Genomic DNA, 19,384 nt, shown 5'->3' with positions numbered 1-19,384 from the left:
CCATTGTTTGTTTGTAATAATTACAAACTAATATTTTCCCATAAATATAGCCAACCTTGTCTAAATTTTCTTACTAATCTATTTAGACGGATTGGCCTACAAGATTGTACTTTTCTTTGTGTTACATTATATCATTTTTAGCTTTTCTTTACAACAAAAATTTTTTCTAATTTGAATAAAAAGGGAGCCATAACTCCCTTATTAAATAAATTTATCCAATTATATAATTAAAAATTTTTACTTTTTTTCTACCAAGCTGAATTTATTAAAACTTCTTCTCCATATCCACCATTCATTTTTTGAGGATTTGTAGAATTGTAAGCTCTTTGAACTCTTATTCCACGAATTCCTAATTCTCTTGCAGCTAAAATATCATCGTCGCTGTCACCGTAGTGAATTGAAACATTGTGTTTTTTCATATAATATGATTTATCATATTTGTAGCCACCTGTCGGAGTATCAGCTGTATATTCTACGTAAACTTCTTTTGGCAAATCAAAGTATCTTTGCAATGTTTTTGATAATTTTGTTGAAGTATAGTTTTTATCTTTTGAATGTTTTGTTCTTCCTGTAATGAAAAATATGTGATCTCCTCTTTCCAAATGCATTTTAATTAAATCTTTTGCAGATTGTTTTGGAATAGAGTGTTCATCTCCGTTTTCAGCAACATAATCCCAAAATTTTTGATTATACAAATAACTTGCAGCTCCTCTTTTATCTCCTGGAATTTGGAAATGATATTGCCCGTAATTAAAGTAACCGCTTGAATGCACCAATGTATCATCAATATCAAAACTTACATTAATAGGCCCTTTCCCTTCTAAACTTTTCTTAATATCGTCAACAGATACAAAATGAACAGCCTTCTGAACTTTATCTGTCGAATAAAATCCTTCGTGAGTATAAGGAACTTTTGGTCCTGCTGCAAATATTACAGATGCAGCAAATAAAAATAATAATGCCTTTTTCATAACATTTCCTCCTATATATTTTTTTAATTTTTTTACTATTTTATCAAAATAACAAATATTTCTCTTTTGTTACCTTTTAGCAGTAAAATTATACCTTTTTTATAGACAAAGTCAACATTTTTTTATCTTTTTTATAATTTTTTGAATAAAATTTCCAATTTCAAAAAAAAATCACAGTCAATTTCTCAACCGTGATTTCTTTATTTTCTTTTTTCAAATAATTATTTATCTCATTAAAATGCTGTAACTGTTGCTAAAAATCCAAAAATTACTCCTGGTAAATTTGCTGCTGACAATGGATAATCTTTTTCTTTTTTCAGAAGCCCATAGCTTGTCCATATTGCACAGTTAATTGTTGCAGCTAAAGGTTGTAAGAAAAATGTTTTATGTCCTTGTAAATTTCCCATTATTTGAGGAACATACGATACATACATTATTACTGAAAGTGCAGTTCCAAGCCATCCTATGATTTTTAAATTTTTGTCGCTCATTTTTGCCTCCTATATTTTATTTAAATATTATTTTAACACATTTTCTTTTAAAATACAAATAAAATATATTTAAAATAAAGTAAAATTTATTTTTCATCTACCTTTTTCTTTAACAATCCTAACAATACTGCTGATACAATCGCACCAATTACAACTGCTATCAAATACATAAAGAAATTATTACTCAAGAACATTACTAATATTCCTCCATGAGGTGCTGGAATTTTAATTCCAAATAATCCAACTAAAGCTCCTGCAATTGCTGAACCTACAACACTCGCTGGAATAACTGCTTTTGGATCTGCTGCTGCATAAGGAATTGCACCTTCTGTAATGAATGAGAATCCCATGATGTAGTTTGTAAGTCCTGCTTCTCTTTCTTGTTCAGTAAATTTATTTTTAAATATTGTTGATGCTAATGCAATTGCGATAGGTGGTACCATTCCTCCAGCCATAACTGCTGCCATTGGAATACTTCCTCCTGTAGTCATTGTCGCTGCAAGTGAACCTGAACCAAATACGTAAGCTGCTTTATTAACAGGTCCTCCCATATCTACCGCCATCATTCCACCTAAAATCAATCCTAATAATACTGCACTTGTTCCGCTCATTGAGTTTAACCAGTTATTCAAACCGCTGTTTATAATTGTTGCAATCGGATTAATTACTAACATCATTAACACACCTGTAATCAATACTGACAATACTGGGTATAATAAAATCATTTTCAATCCATTTAATGTTTTTGGTAATCCATCTAATGCTTTTATTAAGAATTTAACAACATAACCTGCTAAGAATCCACCTAATAACGCTCCAATAAATCCTGATGTTGGACCATCTTTTACTAACGGTACTGTTGCCAACATACCTGCTACTAATCCTGGAGTCAATGCAGCTCTTTCACTAATACTATAAGCAATATATCCACCTAAGATTGGTATAAATAATCCAAATGCCGCTTTACCAACTGTCATTAACATACTTGCAAATGGAGATGTTGAACCAAATCCTCCACCAACATTCGCATTTCCTGCCAATGTATCAACTAAAAATGCCAACGCAATTAAAATTCCTCCACTTATTACCAATGGTAACATGTAAGAAACCCCACTTAATAAGTGTTTATAAAGTCCTTTTTTATCACTAGAAGCTTCGTCACCTGAAGAATCTTTTGAAGAACCACTCGCATGGAAAATAGGTGCTTTTCCATCTAAAACTTTTTGAATTAATTCTTTTGCATTATTAATTCCTTCTTTTGCTTCCACTTGAATCAATGGTTTTCCATCAAATCTATCAACTTCGATATTTCTATTTATCGCCAAGATAACACCTTTTGCTTTTTTGATGTCGTCACTTGTCAATATGTCCTTTCTACCGTCTGCTCCATTTGTTTCTACTTTAATTTTTACTCCCATTTCTTCAGCTGCTTTTTTCAATGCTGCCGCTGCCATATATGTATGTGCAATTCCTGTTGGACAAGCTGTTGCTGCGATAATGTAAGGTTCGTCACCTGAAGATGTAGAATTAGCCACTGGTGCTTCTTTTACTTCTTCTTTTTTAGCTTCATCTGGAAATTTTTCTGCTTCTGTTTTATTAATAATATCTAAAACTGCATCTGCTGTTGGAGCTTTTTCCAAAGCCGCTTTAAAGTCATCATCCAATAATAATTGTGAAAGTCTAGCTAATGTTTCGATGTGAGTATTATTCGCTCCATCTGGTGCAGCAATCATAAAGAACAATGTTGCTGGTTCATCATCTAATGATTGATAATCAATCCCACTCGTTTTTCTTCCCATTGCAAGTGCAGGTTCTTTTACATATTTTGTTTTTGCATGAGGAATTGCAATCCCTTCACCAATACCTGTTGAACTTTGTGCTTCTCTAGCCTCCAATGCTTCAACATAACCTTCATAGTCATTTAACACACCTGTTTTTTCATGCAATTTTGCAAGTTCTCTAATAAGGCTAGGCTTGTCATTTGCTTGAACATCTAGGTTTATTCTATCTTTAATTAGTAAATCTGATATTCTCATATCTTTCCACCTTTCTTTTTTATTTTTATATTTTAATTTTTAATAATTTTATAAATTTTCTTTTAAAATTTCAATTTCGCTATACAATTTATCAACTAAATCTTTTTCTGCCATTCCATAAGAATAAGCTGTCGCACTTCCTGAAGCCACTGCCAATTTGAAAGCATCTTCTGTAGACATTCCTTTAACAAATCCTGCCACAAATCCTGCTACCATCGAATCTCCAGCTCCAATAGAATTAATCAATTTCCCTTTAGGAACACTAGCTTCCAATACAAATTCTTTATTTACAAGCAAAGCTCCATCTCCACCACGAGATAAAATTACATTTTTTACCCCTCTATCCAAGAAATATTTACATTTTTCAACAATTTCCTGTTTAGTTTCTAATTTTTCACCAAACATATCTCTTAATTCATGAATATTTGGTTTAACGAAAAGATTGTTATGAATATTGTCTTGCAATAAGTTTCCTCTTGTGTCAAGCACTATTTCTACATTTGCTTTTACATTTTCTGATAATTCTTTATAAATTTTGTTACTAATAGATGAAGGGATACTTCCAGATAATACCAAAATGTCTCCATCTTTCAAGTCAGCCATTTTCTTTACTAATTCTTGTAATTTTTCATCTGTTATTTTTGGCGAAACTCCAGTTAATTCTGTTTCTTTGTCGTTTCCATTAACTTTTACATTAATTCTTGTAATTCCATCTAATTCTACAAATTCTGATTTTATTCCATCTTTTTGTAAATCTTTTACAATGAAATCTCCTACAAATCCTGCAACATATCCTATCGCTGTAGATTCAATTCCTAAGTTTTTCAAAACTTTTGAAACATTAATTCCTTTTCCACCTGCTCTGTAATTTACCTCTTTTGCAAGATTCAAGTTTTCTGCTTCCAATTCATTTTCCAAATACATGTCGTAATCTAACGCTGGGTTTAGAGTCAATGTATAAATCATCTTTTTCCTCCTTAAAATTTATTAATAAAAATATTTTTTATATCTATTATTTTCTTTAATTGCCTCTTTTGACGTAATTATTTTACATTCTTTAAACGAAGAAAAATTAATATTTGAAACTCTATTAAATTTTCTTTTGTCCGCCAAAACGAAACTTTCTTCAGACAATTCAATTGCCTTTTTTTTCAAATACGCTTCATTTACTTCTGGTGTTGTAAATCCCGTATCCAAACTTATTCCATTAGTCCCTAAAAAGCATTTGTCAAATCTATACTTAGATATGAAATTAATAGCTTCTACACCAACAATTGCCCCTGTTTGCCCTTTTATTTCTCCACCTAAAACGACAGTTTTGATTTTATATTTCATTAGTTCCTCTAAATGCATTAATCCATTAGTCACAACAGTTACATCTAAATCCTTCAATTTTTCAATTACATAGAATATAGTTGTTCCTGCATCCAAATATATGAAATCGCCTTTTTTTATAATTTTTGCTGCTTTTTCAGCAATTTTTTTCTTTTCAGATATATTTTCATTAAACCTATCCATTACATCTAAATCGAAATTCAATCTTTTAATTTGTGCAACTCCACCTTTTATCTTTGTAAGTAACCCATTTGAGTACATTTTTTCTACATCTCTTCTGATTGTTGAATTTGATACATCTATAAGTTCATCCAATTCTTGATATGAAAGTCTTCCTCTTTTTTCCAATTCTAATAAAATTTTTTCAAATCTTTCTATTTCTAACATTATTTGGTTTCCTATCTTAAAATATTTTAAAATCGTACATTTGTTGTACACTAAAATATACCTTGATTTTCAAAAATTGTCAACTTTTTTTTAAATTTTTTTCATTTTTTTTCAAAAAATTTTTTTCACAAAAGTAATTTTGATTTATCATTTTACACATTATTTTCTAATAAACATCTATTAACATTATAGTCTATTCATGTTATAATTCGAATAATTACAAGCGAATATTAAACTAAAAAAATATAAAGGAGTATTATTATGAATTTAAAAAAAGTATTAACAACTTCATTTTTAATAACAGCTTTGGGGGCTAGTGCTGAGACTACAACTAATTCTCAACAAGTTGCTAGACCTCAATCATCAAATGTTTCTAGCAGTCTTTATGGAATACAAGATGCTTTTTCTAACGTTTATGAAAAGGCTAAAGATTCTGTAGTTAACATCCGTACAAAAAAAACACTTATTGTAAATACTTACAATCCTCTAGAAGCGTTTTTATTTGGAACTTCTGGTAGAAGACAAGAAAGAAGAGAATCAGGAAGTTTAGGTTCAGGATTTATCACTTCAGAAAATGGTTACGTTGTTACAAATAATCACGTTATTGATGGAGCTGATGAAATTTTCGTAAAACTCTCAGATGGAGAAGAATATTCAGCAAAATTAGTGGGAACATCACCTGAAGTTGATATTGCCGTTTTAAAAATTAACTCGAATAAAACTTTCAAACCATTAAAATTTGCTAATTCAGACAACATTAAAATTGGAAACTGGGCAATTGCTTTTGGAAATCCTTTAGGACTTAATAGTTCTATGACTGTTGGAGTTATTGGAGCGTCTGGTAGAAGTTCGCTTGGTATTGAGCAAGTAGAAAATTTCATTCAAACTGATGCTGCTGTAAACCAAGGAAATAGTGGAGGACCTTTATTAAATATTAATGGAGACGTTGTTGGAGTTAACACTGCAATTTACTCACCTAATGGTGGAAGTGTAGGATTAAGTTTTGCAATTCCTTCAAACCTTGTTACAACGGTAAAAGATTCTATTATTAGAACTGGAAAATACGAAAGACCTTATTTAGGAATTTCTATTTCAGAATTAACACCTGAAATTAGAAAACAAAGAAACATTCCTTCAGCTACTGGAGTTATGATTACTGCTGTTTACAACGGTTCTGCTGCTGCTAAATACGGTATTAAACCAAATGATGTTATCCTTGAAATAAATGGTAAAAAAGTAACTTCTGCTGGTTCATTTGTTGGAGAACTTGCTGCTAAGAAAACAGGAGATGTATTAAATCTTAAAGTTTACTCAAATGGAACTGAAAAAACATTAAATGTTAAATTGGAACCATTTAATTATCAAAATGCTAGACCTGTAAATAGATAAAAATTACAAAAAGAAACGCTCTTAACTAAATATCAAGAGCGTTTTTTATTGCTTTTATTCCACTTTTTTATATGTCTATTACTCAAATTCCTATTTTAATGCTTCTAAAATATCCTCAACAATTTGTTCTTTCGTAAGTCTATTTTCCTCAAAAAATACATCATAAGGAACTTCATCAGTAAATTCTTTTTTAGCACCTACATTAAGCACTTTCATGTCAGAAGTACCATAGAAACTAGAAATTTTCGTTCCAAATCCACCTTCTTTTTGACCACTTTCCAATGTAACTACTAATTTATGATTTTGTTTTAATTCATTCAATAAATTTTCATCAAGACCACTTATAAATCTAGGATTTATTAATGTTGCGTCAATTCCAGCTTTTTTTTTCAACAATTCCTTCACTTCTTTACCTAACGCAAAAAATTCTCCCAATCCGACAATCGCCACATCTTTCCCTTTTTCCACAACTTTGTAGCTATTCAAGTTAGAATAATCTTTATCCACATCAGTTTCAGAATGTTGAACTGCTCCACCAGGCACTTTTATAAATACTGGATTTTCATTTTGATCAATCGCCCAGTCAAGCATTGCTAAGTATTCTTCTTTTGTAGTTGGTGCCAAATACACGATATTCGGTATATTTGAAATCATTGGTATGTCAAAGTATCCCAAATGTGTTACATCGTTCATACCTTTTAATGTCCCACCAAATACTAAAGTAACTGTTGGTGCTTTATTTATTGCAATATCATGAGATATTTGGTCGTAAGTTCTTTGAACAAAAGTACTAATTACACCAAATACTGGTTTTGCACCATTTGTTGCCATTCCTGATGAAAAGGTTGTCGCATGTTCTTCAGCAATTCCAACATCAACATATTGTTTTCTCAATTTATCCAATTTTTCTCTTCTGTCTTTTGTAAATCCAAATCCCATAGGAACACCAGCATTAATAAATGTAACTGTCAGATCTTTTTCCATTTTATCTGTCAAGAAATCAAATGTTATTGTTCCAAAGTCCTCTTTTGGTTCAGGTTTAGTTTTTGGTTCACCTGTTTTTGGATCAAAGTTTGAATTATAATGCCAAGGTTCTCTATCTTTTTCAGCATATGGCAATCCTTTTCCTTTTATTGTATGAATATGTAAAACTATTGGATGATCGATATCTCTCACTTCTTCAAATACTTCAATCAATTTATTAATATCATGTCCATCGGCCACATATCTATAATCCAAACCAAGTGATTTAAAGAAATTGTTTGGTGCCTCACCATTACTTTCTCTCAATTCCCTTAAATTTTTATACAATCCACCATGATTTTCCGCAATTGACTGATCATTGTCATTCGCAATAATTATCAGATTTCCTCCTTGTTCAGCAGCATTACTCAATCCTTCATAAGCAAGTCCTCCACTTAACGAACCATCTCCAATCAATGCAATTATATTCTCTTTAGCACCTCTCAAATCTCTAGCTTTTGCAAGTCCTGTCGCTAAACTAACTGATGTTGAAGTATGTCCAACTCTAAAGAAATCATGCTCACTTTCATCTTGGTCAGTATACCCATTAACAGTTTTAAATTTATCCTCGTAAAGAAATCCATCTTTTCTCCCTGTTAAAATTTTATGTGGATAAGCTTGATGCGACACATCAAACACAATTTTATCAATTGGCGAATTAAACACATAATGCAAAGCAATCGTCATTTCAACCACACCAAAATTAGGACCAACATGTCCTCCTTTAGGATAATTCGTCAATCTATTTAATAATGCTTTTCTTATATCAGCCGCTAATTCAATCAATTCTTCTCTTTTTAAATTTTTTAAATCTTTTGGACTATTAATTTTGTCTAATATCATTAATTTACTTCCTTTCCTTAATTGTCTAATGATTCATTTGTGCACATTATACAGGTTGGAGTAGACTCCAAGTCAAGTTTTTTTTATTTTCAAAAAAAATTAGCTTCTATTCGCCATTCTTTCTATATCTCTTTTTATTTTAGTTTGCTCACTCACACAAGAAGTCAACATCCCAATCAAACATCCCATTAAAATCGCTAATATTAAGTTTCTCTTCATTTTTAAAATTCACTCCTTTTTAAACTTTATATTATTTTCATTCGTCTTATATTATCGCAAAATTTAATAAAAAAATCAATATTCTTTTTTCAAACCTTTTATGCTAAAATATAAAAAAGTTATAGTTTTATCAAAAGAATCTCATGTTTCATTATATGAGAATAATTTACTAAATTTTATATTAGATTTTAAGAAAGGAGTGAGTCTACTTTTCAAAAGTATTCTCAAAATAGTTATGTATAATATACTTATTGCTGATGATAATAAACAGATTGTTTCAATTTTATCTGAATATGCTAAAAAATATGGTTTTAGCGTATCAGTTGCATACGATGGAGAAGAAGCTCTTAATATGTTTACTGATAAAAATAATAATTTTGATATTATTTTATTGGATGTGATGATGCCAAAAAAAGATGGATTTGAAGTTTGTAAAAAAATTCGTTCGATTTCAAATATTCCAATTATAATGGTTACTGCGAAAGGTGAAGATTACGAAAAAATAATGGGCCTTGAAATTGGTGCTGATGATTATATTGTGAAACCATTTTCTCCAGGAGAGGTTATTGCTAGAATAAATGCTGTTTTAAGAAGAATTGTTCCAAATGACACACCTTCTAATAACACTAATAATGATCCTAAAATCTTTACTTTCGATAACTTAATTATTAATTTAAATGATTTTACAGTTTCAATTAATAGCCAAGATGTTTCTTTGACAAAAAAAGAAATCGAAATTCTTTGGACATTAGCAAATAATCAGAAAAAAGTTTTTACTAGAGATGATTTGCTTGATGCTATTTGGGGATTTGACTATTTTGGAGATAGTCGGACTGTTGATTCTCACATTAAACGATTGCGTTCAAAATTAGATAATTATCCTCACAATAATTGGGGAATTAAGACTATTTGGGGCGTTGGTTATAAATTTGAAACCCTGTAATTTTTATAATTGAAAATACTCGACTGGTTTATACATTCCAAAAAAATGTAAATTTTAAATATTTATTTAAGGAAGTTTATGAAAATTTTAAGGAAAATTAATTTAAAAAACAAAATTCTTAATAAGCTGATTTTGTATTTTACAATTTCACTTGTGATTTTTTCTATATTTTTAGGTAGTTTGTTTGCCTATATGTTTGTGAGAAATACTATTAATTTTAATAAAGCTATTTTAGAAAAAAGAGCACTAAAAATTGCTGATACTATTTCAGTTTTATGGTATGGCGATCGAGAATTTAGGCTATCTAAAAGACTTTCAGATGACCCTAATTTTCAGAAAAAAGATAAAATTTATGAAAAAAAACAAAAATTTGAATTTGAACAATATACTCCTGTTCTCAATATTAAAGATTTAGAAACCTTCAAAAATAAAAATTTAACTTTTGAAAATTCTAATTTGCTTTCATCACAAAATGATTTTTTTGAGGAAGAATTGATGACTAATGAAGAAATTCTTGATACTAATAAAAATTCTCAAGAGGAATCTATAGAAAGCAAGGAAAACAAAGGGTTTTCAGAAAATTCGCATCATGAAAGACGAAGAAATATGAAAATGTTTGAGGATATTGCAATGGGAGAAATTTGGTTTGTGGATGCAAAAACTGGCGATATTATACAAGGTCACAATTATTCAGATGCACCGACATCCTACAGAAGTTTACCACCAAATGCGGAAAATGCAATAAAGGAATCTTTGAATGGAAGGGTTAATACAACTGAAAATTTCAATGAATTTTTAGATAATAAATCAATTACAGTTGCAGCACCAATTTTTTCTAAAAAGGATAATTCAATTGTTGGAGCAGTACTGCTTCATGCTCCTGTTTCTGATATTTCAGATTCTCTAAAAAGTGGAATTTATACGCTTATTATTAGCATCATTATTGCTTTAATTTTATCTATTATCAGTGCTGTATTACTTTCTTTAAGTTTTACAAAACCATTAAGCAAAATCCGAAAAACCGCCTTACTTTTAAAAAAAGGAAATTACAATGTTAAAACGGAAGTTAAACAAAAAGATGAAATTGGAGAATTGGCTCGAACGATGGATGAACTTTCGGAAAGATTGTACATCAGTTCAAAAGAAAGTGAGCGTTTTGAAAAAATGAGAAGTGACTTTATTACAAATATTTCGCATGAATTAAGAACGCCAATTACTGTTATCCGTGGTTCAATCGAAGCAATTTGCGATGGAATTATTACAGATAAAGATAAATTAACCGAATATCACAAACAAATTTTATCTGACAGTATTCACTTACAACATTTAGTTAATGATTTAATTGATTTGACTAAACTTCAAAATCCTGATTTTTCTATTCAGAAAAATGAAATTAATTTGCCTGTTGTAATAAATGATGCTGTTAGAAGTATGCGACAACTTGCTAAGAAAAAAAGCATTCAAATTTCGTTTACGACCGATAACGAATATTATTTTTCTGGTGATTATCAGCGAATACGTCAAATGATAATAATTATCATTGATAATGCTATCAAATTTTCAGATGAAGGAAAAGAAATAAAACTAAATCTAAGCGACCATCAAACTTTTTGTAGATTAAATATTCAAGACGAAGGTTGTGGAATTTCTGAAGAATCTCTCAAAAATATTTTTGATCGTTTTTATAAATCGACTGATCAAAAGAATAAAGAAGGAATGGGATTAGGTCTTAATATTGCACAACAAATAGCTAAAAGACATAATATAAAAGTCAAAGCTACTAGTAAATTAGGTAAAGGAACTTTATTTTTATTTGATTTTCCGTATCAAAATTTAAAATAATTTTTAAATTTTTATTTACTTTTTAAACAGAAAATAGTCTTATTTAGAATACTGTATATACAATTTTATGTAAATGCGTACACAACAAAAAAAGGGAATTTCTCATAAGAACAAAATTTATATTTTTCCTATTCTTATACGATTTTCCCTTTTCTATATCTAAAGTTATCTTTTTTGAAACTCAGTTCATATTTCAATTTATATATAGTAAAACTGCTTTAAAATAAAACTCAAAAACTATGACTATCTTATACTCAACTCTTAAATTTATATACTTTTTAATTTTTTAAAATTTCTATCCCTTTTTTAGCAACAAATTTTACATACTCACCGTACATCTCCAAAGCCTCGTCCTCTACATTATACTTTGGATGCTTTTCAAATTGAAAATCTATTAATTTTTCTAAAATCTTAATGTGTCTCTCTTTCAAATATAACTTCAATATATCAATGAGTCTGATATTAAATGGGGTTGATTTTTCATAAATATATTTTTCTACGATCTCTTTTTTTTGAAATTCCATTAAATCTTTTAGAGGAATATTATTCAAAAAAGAATGTCCGTTGTCGAAAATTGGAGCCGTTTTAACAATTTTATTGGTATCATTATTAATAATCATACCAAAATTCCCAAAATGCCTATCAGTATTTCCAATAATTACATCGAAAATCATTAAATCTTGAAAATTTTCTATCCCATAAATTTCAATCGCTTTTTTTAAATATTCTTTTTCATTTCCTATTAATTTATACATCGGAACATAACCAAAATTCTCATTTGTAAACAACTCACACTTGGAAACTAACCTTTTTCGATATTCAAAAACCTCATATTTAATGCTTTCAAACTCAAAAAGCGATTCAACTTGATTTGTATAAAATTCTAAATATGGCTCAATTCCGCCATAATCACATTGCAAATAATAATCATAAGAAAGATTCGAGCTTCCTTTAATTAAATAAATTTTTTCATTTTCTCTAATCCAACGTTTCTCTAACATTCCTTCTGTTGTATATTCAGGCGTTTTTAAAAATTCATCACTTTTATACGAACCACCCTCAAAAGCAATTAATCCAATTTTTTCATTAAAATTATTTTCATAAAGATTATACTCTTCCCATCTAAAACTATCACCCACTTCATTAATTTTTTCTATAGTTTCTAATGAAATATTTTCTCCAATTTTTATAACACAATTTTTATTAAGATCTTTAATTTCAATAGGTAATGGTATAATCCAAAAACTATCATTCAAAGACAATGCAAACGTTGTATCTACATAACTCATTAAATTATCTTCTTTCATTACTTCCATTAATTCTTGCTTATGTTTCCTATTATTTGGAATTTTCCTACTTTTCACAAATTTTTTTATACATTCATCATCTTCTAAATCAAGCCATATCGGTAACATGTTTTTTTGCTCTTCATTCACCCACAAAATTTCAAATTTCTCACTCCAACCCATCTCTGTCAATTCTGCTTGAAATGAAAAATCTATTAAAGGAATATTTTTATTTTTTAGCTGATATATTTTTTTCATAATTTACTCCTTTTTCCCAATTTTTCGAGCCATAAATACAACTAACAAAATAGCAATAATCCCAATAAAAATATTATAATAAACTGAAAAATCTTTTGGATTTTTAGCTACTTTGCCCTCAATCTTATTCAAAGTTCCCAAATCTACAAAATCTCTATCTTTTATCATATCATTAATTTGTGCCAAATCGTAATTCAATTTTCCTAAATTTTCATTCCCGAAAATTATTTTGTATCCACCATTTTCTGTAGCTTTAAATACAATTTTTTCCAAAATATATTTTCCTTTTATACCTTTTATTTTTAGTGGCTTATTATCTTCATTTTCAATTTCAATAATTATAGAATCTTCTCCAGAAACTTCTTCAACATTAATTTCCAAACTACTTTTAGATCCAGGAATTTTAAAAATATGTCCACTTTCGTAATATTTCGTTCCATCTGAAACATTATATTCTCGACGAAATTCATCATCTGCTACATCGATACTAACCGTTTTTAATGGCAAATTTTTTGTTTTAATTTTTAAAAGTGTTGTCTTTTCTTTTTCTTCAACTTCAAACGGCAAATTTGTCTCAACCATTTTCACACTTTCAGTTTTTGGATTAAAATATTTCAAAACCGCTTCATCAAAAATATTTCCCTTATCAATTGGTGTTACAATTTTGTAGTATTCATATTTTTTCTCATTAAATTTTATTGTCAAATTCTGCTTATCAGGTGTTTTATAAATCTCTCCAGCTACTATTTTATCCCAATTTTTACCATTATAGCTTCCAAATAACTCATATTTTGTATAAAAATTTTCTTTTGAAATTATCTCTAAAATATTTCCAATTAAATCTTCATTTGGATTTTGCGAATTAAATTTCACAACAAATTCAATTCTATCACTTTTTACAATTCTCTCAGAAATTTTTGCCTGTGCAACAACATTCTCACTTTGTTTCCTTTGACTTTCTTCATTTTCAATCACAAATGGAACTTCTTTCCCATTTTTGTCAACTATTCTTATATCATCTAAATGATTTTTACTGTTTTCATAAATATCTTCTGTTATATAGAATTGTTTATATTTCAAATTCCCTTTTAAATTAATATCTTTATAGTATTGACTCGATAAAATTTGAGCTACCGTTAATAAAAATAAAGAAATTATCAATTTATTAATATTTTTCATTTCCATTCACTCCATTTAAGTAAATTTTATTTAATTTTCTCTTTTTCGCTATTTTTTTCAACTTCTTCTTTTAAAACTTTATCTAAATTTTTTAATGCAGATTGATAGATGTAAGAAGTCCCAATCAAAATCGCTCCCATCACAAAATATGCAACTAATCTAAACGAACTATCAAATTTCATAAAATCTACAAAAAAGCTCTTAAATACAAAAACGATTCCGATTCCAAGTCCAATTCTTCTAACATTTTTATTCGGTGTCTTAAATCCTTTCCAAACCAGATATCCACAAATTAAAAGTCCTAAAATACTTAAATACAATCCATCTCCAACTAAATTTAAATTATCCATAATCACATTTGAAACAAGTAAAATATAAATCATCTCTCCTAAAATCCAAAAATGATGTTTTTCAGGTTTTTTAAAAATTAAAAAATGAAAATCTGTTCGTGTTGCAGCAAATAAATAAATATTCGTTATAATTAATATTATAATTCCTACAATATCTCCCAAAGTTTTTTGATACGGTTCCGTATCCGCTATAAAAAGAAAATTATTACATAAATTTATAAACATTAAGTAAACAATCTCCATTATAACCAAAAACTTCAGACTGAATTTATCATTTAATTTTTTCATTTTGTATGTAACTTCTCTTAAAAGATATATTATTATTGGTATTATTAGCATTACTGCGTTATTAATTAAACTTATACTATCTTCCAAAACCTTTATTTTCAAATCCCAAACAATATCTGAAAATAAATTTGAAACAAAACTCATGCTATAAATAAAAATTATGTACTTAAAAACTCCTAGAAGTACTTTTAATATTCCATGATATATTTTTTCTCTTAACATAAAATAAACAACAAAAGAAAGTGAAATATTCATAAAATCTTGCAAATTTCCTAAAAAATAATGAGCTTCCCGTATTAAGAATCCACTTAGAAAGGCAACACAATAAATCGCCAAAAATCCATATTTTAACTCCTTACTTTCATATTTTTTATATAAATAATAAAGTAAAACAGCTTCCATTCCCCAAGCCAATACAACCAAGTTTTTCGGCACAATCAAAGGAATAATTAATATAAAACTTCCAAGTGCAACAATATTAAATATTTTTGAAATTCTATTCTCTTTAAGTTTTTCTCCAAAAAATCCGTATATAATTCCAACTCCACCAACTAATACCGTTTTCACAATTGACGGTGTATTTTTATCAAATAAACTATAAATTAACGAAAATTTTACAATTAAATTTAGACTTACTAAAAAATAGTCTATAAAATTAATTTTCCTATTTTCTTTTTTATAAGAATTTAAGAAAATAAATGTATACGCAGTTGTAAAAATCAATATGTATACAAACGCAACTATATCTTTATTTAGTTTATTATTCAAATAATACACAAGTCCAATCATATTGAAACTTCCAATTACAAATCCAAATATTTTATTTACAATCCAATCTTTTTTCCAACTAATTCCAAGCACAGTTCCCTGTAAAATCAACGAGTACACAATCAAATAATAAATTTGAACATTACTTTTATTAATCCAAATATACGCTCCATACGGCAAATATCCACCAATTAACGACAGAATTCCAATCACTTGATTATCGTATCTCAATGACAATACAACTACAAGTGCTGTCAATATTATCGAAATTAGAAGGCCCACTGGCATCGGAAACAATTTCAAACGAATCGTAGAAAGCAAAGTCGTCAAATATAAAATTCCAATCCCACCACCAATTAATCCAACTGCAAATTGTTTCTTATTTTTCTGATAAAATCTTTCTCCAACAAATAAAAATGCCATTCCAAGTAAATATGCACCCGTACTTTTTACATAATTATTTGAAAATATTTTCACAAATTGTGTTCTAAAAATTAAAAATACACCTAAAAATATAGAAATTATTCCTAAAAAATTAAATCCTTTTAACCCAATAAATTTTTCATAAACAAATCTAGTTTTCTCTTTCTCAAATAAAAATTCATTCCCCTTCATTTTCGCTTCTTCTCTTATTTTATTATGAAAAACCGAAGAATTTTCCAATAAAAATTGCTTTTGTGTCTCTGTTTTCTCACTACTTTCTTCCACAAATTTCGCAATCTTCACATTCAAATCTTCCAATTCCTTTTTTAGAACTCTAGCATTTTCAGAAAAATCATTTTCCAAAACTTTTTCTGTCATCTTTATTTTTTCACTCATAGTTTTAGAATAATCCGAAATTTTTTTATTTATTCCTTTTTCTAGCTCCACATTCACCTTATCCGCAACAAATATCTGAAATTTATTTATTTCATTATTCGTTTTTGCCCTCTTAGCATCCTTCAATTCTTCAATCAAAATAGAATTATTATTTTTAAAATTTTCCAACTCTTTTTCTTTTTTCTTCAAATTTTCAGTGATTTCCACTAATTTCTTTTCAAGTTCAGCTTTTTCCTCAAGAAGCTCATTTTCACGGTTAATTTCAGCTGATTTTTTTAAACTTTTTATCACTAAATTTATTTCCGAATTTAATTGTTCCATTTCATTATACTTGTTCTCAAGCTTTTTCAACTCTTTCATCTTATCAACCATAGCAAAACTCCTTTTTCAAATTATAGTCATACTATAAAATCCAAACCTCAAAAAAACACCTTTAATCCCCTATTTTTTCAAAATTTCAATATATTTTATATTCATATTATGTTTACTTAAAAACATTTGCTCAAACTCAGTCCTAATGTTTTCAGATGCCTTTTCAGAATTATGCAAATCATCTGTATGATAAACAACCTCATATTTATCCAATCCATTTACTAATTCTAAAACATCCTCATAATATTGCTGATGATCTGTTTTAAAGAACAATTTCCCATTTTCTTTTAAAATAACATCTAATTTATCAAATAACCCTTCTGAGATAACTCTTTTATGTTCCTCACCTTCCCAAGGATCAGGAAAATTAATATAAACCCCACTAACCTCATTTTCTGCAAAAAAATCAAGAATAGTTTCTCCTCTTTTTCTAATGAACAAAATATTCTTTAATCCTCTTTTTTCAGCTTTTCTAGCTCCTAACACCAATCTTTTAAATCTCAATTCCAAAGCAATATAATTTCTATCTAAAAATTCCTCAGCATTTTTTACCGTAAAATTCCCACTTCCACAACCAATTTCCAAATAAATGTCGTTTTCATTATTAAAAAACTCATTCCATTTACCTTTATAGCTGTCAACTTCTTCATTATCAAACATCAAATGATCTGGATAATTCACCATTTCAAACATATACTTATTATAATTTTTTTTAGGTTTCTCAAAAAAATACTCCCAAATTTCCTTCCCTTTTTTATCTTTTAACATTTCATTTTTTTCATCCATATTATTTTCCAAAACTCTTCCTTTCTCAAAAACTTTTAATTTTTAAACAACAAGATTTTTTTTTATTTTAATCACAATAAAGCTCTTTCACAATCTTCTCAAGCTCATTATTTTTTTCAAAAAACTTCGATGTATCTAAAATCTCTTCACTTTTTATACTTTCTATAATATCATCTTCATTTTCAACAATCTTCACATAATTCATTTTCCGTGCCTCATTAACAATTTCCTCAATATTCTGATAATATTTACCAATAATCGGCACTTTGTTATAATAAAGCGGTTCTAATATCGAATGACCACCAATATTAACCAGTGTTCCTCCTACAAACACATAATCTGCCAGTTGATAAAAATCTCTCAAAACTCCCATCTTATCAACTAAAACTATTTTTTTCTTCTCAAAAATTTTCTTTTCATTTTTATCTGTTTTCCTTTTCAAAATATCTTCCGAGTCGATATTCCCCTCTAATTCAAAATTCTGAATTTTAGAAAACAATTCATAATCATTCTCTGAAAATAATCGCTTTATTTCATCTTCAATTTCCTGCACTCTTTCCAAATGTCTAGGAACTATCACCAATTGATACTCATCATTCTTATTTATTGCAGAAAACACCTCTAACCATATTTTCTCTTCACCTGGTCTTGTACTTCCACAAACAATAATTTTTTTGTCTCTATTCACGCAATTCCGATAATATTTTTCTTTTTTCTCCTCAGATATTTTTTCATATTTTATCGAATACTTCAAATTTTTGTAAACCTTAATTTTATTCTCATTTATCCCCAATCGCAAATATCTCCCTTTATCTTCTTTACTTTGAACCATTATTCGTTTCGCACTATTCAAAACTTTTTTTACTAAAAATTTCATTTTTAAATACGATTTCATTTTCTTTTCAGTTAATCGACCATTCACAATATACAATTGCGACTTTTTCTGTGCAAAATAATAAAGATTTGGCCATATTTCCGTCTCGATAATTATCACTTTTTTTACATTAAATTTCTCAAATATTCTTTTTATAACAAACAAATCATCCAAAGGAAAATATATTATCTCTACATTTTCATTACTGTCATATGCCTTTTTCACAGCATTATAACCTGTATCAGTCATAACAGAAATTAAAACTCTCTCTCCCTTTCGTAGCAACTCCTCAATCAATTCTTTCGATAAATTAAACTCTCCAACTGAAGACATATGCACTAAAATTACATCTTTAGAAGAGAAGTTTTTATTTTCAATATTTTGAAACAATCTTTTTTTTATAAATCTCGATAATTTCTTATTAAAAAACGATACAAAAAATATTGCTATGTACAATAAATATCTCAAAAAATTATATACTAACATTTTTTCCCTCCAGTACAATTCTACCTCATTTTTTCGCCAATTCAAAATTAATAATTTATATAGAATTATTACATAAATAAAAAAACTATTTCTCAATGAATACTGTCATCTTGAAATAGTTTTTATCAATTAAGTTTTAAAACTATTTAGCAGCTACTTTATCAGCTAATTTTTTACCAACTTTGAATCTAACTACTTTTTTAGCAGCAATTTTGATTTCTTTTCCACTTTGAGGGTTTCTTCCTACTCTTTCTTTTCTTTCATGTACTCCAAATGTTCCCCATCCAACAAATTGAACTGTTTCTTCGTTAACCAAAGCTTCTTCAACTGTTTCTAGAAATTGATTAATTAATTCCTCTGCTCTTTTTTTAGTTTCTCCTGTTGCTTTTGCGTAAGCATCTACAAATTCTTTTTTTGACATATTATTTTACCTCCAAAA

General features: G+C 28.2%; 15 protein-coding genes. 3 read left to right on the top strand and 12 right to left on the bottom strand.

What is annotated here, in order from left to right; all coding sequences use genetic code 11:
• Window positions 1-248 precede the first annotated feature (248 nt).
• The 5 genes from aphA to J4863_RS03325 all read right to left on the bottom strand — a co-directional run bounded on the left by aphA (window position 249) and on the right by J4863_RS03325 (window position 5,220).
• Entirely contained in the window at window positions 249-971 is a 723-nt protein-coding gene (aphA, locus tag J4863_RS03345; RefSeq protein WP_211619049.1) for an acid phosphatase AphA, read from the bottom strand.
• A gap of 233 nt (window positions 972-1,204) precedes the next feature.
• A complete protein-coding gene (locus tag J4863_RS03340) occupies window positions 1,205-1,462 on the bottom strand; it encodes a SemiSWEET family transporter (RefSeq protein WP_211619048.1) in 258 nt (85 codons plus the stop codon).
• Between the two features lie 86 nt (window positions 1,463-1,548).
• Window positions 1,549-3,498 carry a fructose-specific PTS transporter subunit EIIC gene (locus J4863_RS03335; protein WP_211619047.1) on the bottom strand — a complete coding sequence of 650 codons (1,950 nt, stop codon included), beginning with the start codon at window positions 3,496-3,498 and terminating at the stop codon, window positions 1,549-1,551.
• A 48-nt stretch (window positions 3,499-3,546) separates the two neighbouring features.
• Window positions 3,547-4,464, bottom strand: a complete 918-nt coding sequence (gene pfkB / locus J4863_RS03330; protein ID WP_211616194.1) for a 1-phosphofructokinase — start codon at window positions 4,462-4,464, stop codon at window positions 3,547-3,549.
• 21 nt (window positions 4,465-4,485) lie between these two features.
• Window positions 4,486-5,220, bottom strand: a complete 735-nt coding sequence (locus J4863_RS03325) for a DeoR/GlpR family DNA-binding transcription regulator (protein WP_211619046.1) — start codon at window positions 5,218-5,220, stop codon at window positions 4,486-4,488.
• A gap of 261 nt (window positions 5,221-5,481) precedes the next feature.
• On the opposite strand from J4863_RS03325, the gene J4863_RS03320 reads away from it, so the two are divergent.
• Window positions 5,482-6,609: a S1C family serine protease gene (locus J4863_RS03320; RefSeq protein WP_211619045.1), complete on the top strand. Its 1,128-nt coding sequence runs from the start codon at window positions 5,482-5,484 to the stop codon at window positions 6,607-6,609.
• Window positions 6,610-6,699: 90 nt separating this feature from the next.
• Here J4863_RS03320 and J4863_RS03315 read toward each other — a convergent pair whose 3' ends face one another.
• Window positions 6,700-8,475, bottom strand: coding sequence for a 1-deoxy-D-xylulose-5-phosphate synthase (locus tag J4863_RS03315; RefSeq protein ID WP_211619044.1), 1,776 nt, complete (start codon window positions 8,473-8,475; stop codon window positions 6,700-6,702).
• 454 nt (window positions 8,476-8,929) lie between these two features.
• Between J4863_RS03315 and J4863_RS03310 the strand changes: the two genes are divergently transcribed.
• Both J4863_RS03310 and J4863_RS03305 read left to right on the top strand, forming a co-directional pair.
• Entirely contained in the window at window positions 8,930-9,637 is a 708-nt protein-coding gene (locus tag J4863_RS03310; protein ID WP_211619043.1) for a response regulator transcription factor, read from the top strand.
• 78 nt (window positions 9,638-9,715) lie between these two features.
• Window positions 9,716-11,479, top strand: a complete 1,764-nt coding sequence (locus J4863_RS03305) for a HAMP domain-containing sensor histidine kinase (RefSeq protein ID WP_211619042.1) — start codon at window positions 9,716-9,718, stop codon at window positions 11,477-11,479.
• 278 nt (window positions 11,480-11,757) lie between these two features.
• Here the strand turns inward: J4863_RS03305 and J4863_RS03300 are convergent, their stop codons facing one another.
• The 6 genes from J4863_RS03300 to J4863_RS03275 all read right to left on the bottom strand — a co-directional run bounded on the left by J4863_RS03300 (window position 11,758) and on the right by J4863_RS03275 (window position 19,366).
• Window positions 11,758-13,023: a hypothetical protein gene (locus J4863_RS03300; RefSeq protein WP_211619041.1), complete on the bottom strand. Its 1,266-nt coding sequence runs from the start codon at window positions 13,021-13,023 to the stop codon at window positions 11,758-11,760.
• 3 nt (window positions 13,024-13,026) lie between these two features.
• Complete coding sequence (locus tag J4863_RS03295; protein ID WP_211619040.1) at window positions 13,027-14,202, bottom strand: hypothetical protein; 1,176 nt, start codon at window positions 14,200-14,202, stop codon at window positions 13,027-13,029.
• A 26-nt stretch (window positions 14,203-14,228) separates the two neighbouring features.
• Window positions 14,229-16,799, bottom strand: coding sequence for a DUF2339 domain-containing protein (locus tag J4863_RS03290; RefSeq protein ID WP_211619039.1), 2,571 nt, complete (start codon window positions 16,797-16,799; stop codon window positions 14,229-14,231).
• A gap of 69 nt (window positions 16,800-16,868) precedes the next feature.
• Window positions 16,869-17,567 (bottom strand): tRNA (guanosine(46)-N7)-methyltransferase TrmB, encoded by a 699-nt coding sequence (gene trmB / locus J4863_RS03285; protein ID WP_371815586.1) that lies wholly within the window; start codon window positions 17,565-17,567, stop codon window positions 16,869-16,871.
• An 85-nt stretch (window positions 17,568-17,652) separates the two neighbouring features.
• Window positions 17,653-18,945, bottom strand: coding sequence for a 3-deoxy-D-manno-octulosonic acid transferase (locus tag J4863_RS03280; protein ID WP_211619038.1), 1,293 nt, complete (start codon window positions 18,943-18,945; stop codon window positions 17,653-17,655).
• 142 nt (window positions 18,946-19,087) lie between these two features.
• Window positions 19,088-19,366 (bottom strand): HU family DNA-binding protein, encoded by a 279-nt coding sequence (locus J4863_RS03275; protein ID WP_211619037.1) that lies wholly within the window; start codon window positions 19,364-19,366, stop codon window positions 19,088-19,090.
• Window positions 19,367-19,384 lie beyond the last annotated feature (18 nt).

This window comes from Leptotrichia sp. oral taxon 221 (genome assembly GCF_018128245.1).
Classification (GTDB): Bacteria; Fusobacteriota; Fusobacteriia; order Fusobacteriales; family Leptotrichiaceae; genus JABCPH02.
This window is presented reverse-complemented; position numbering and strand designations above follow the sequence as displayed.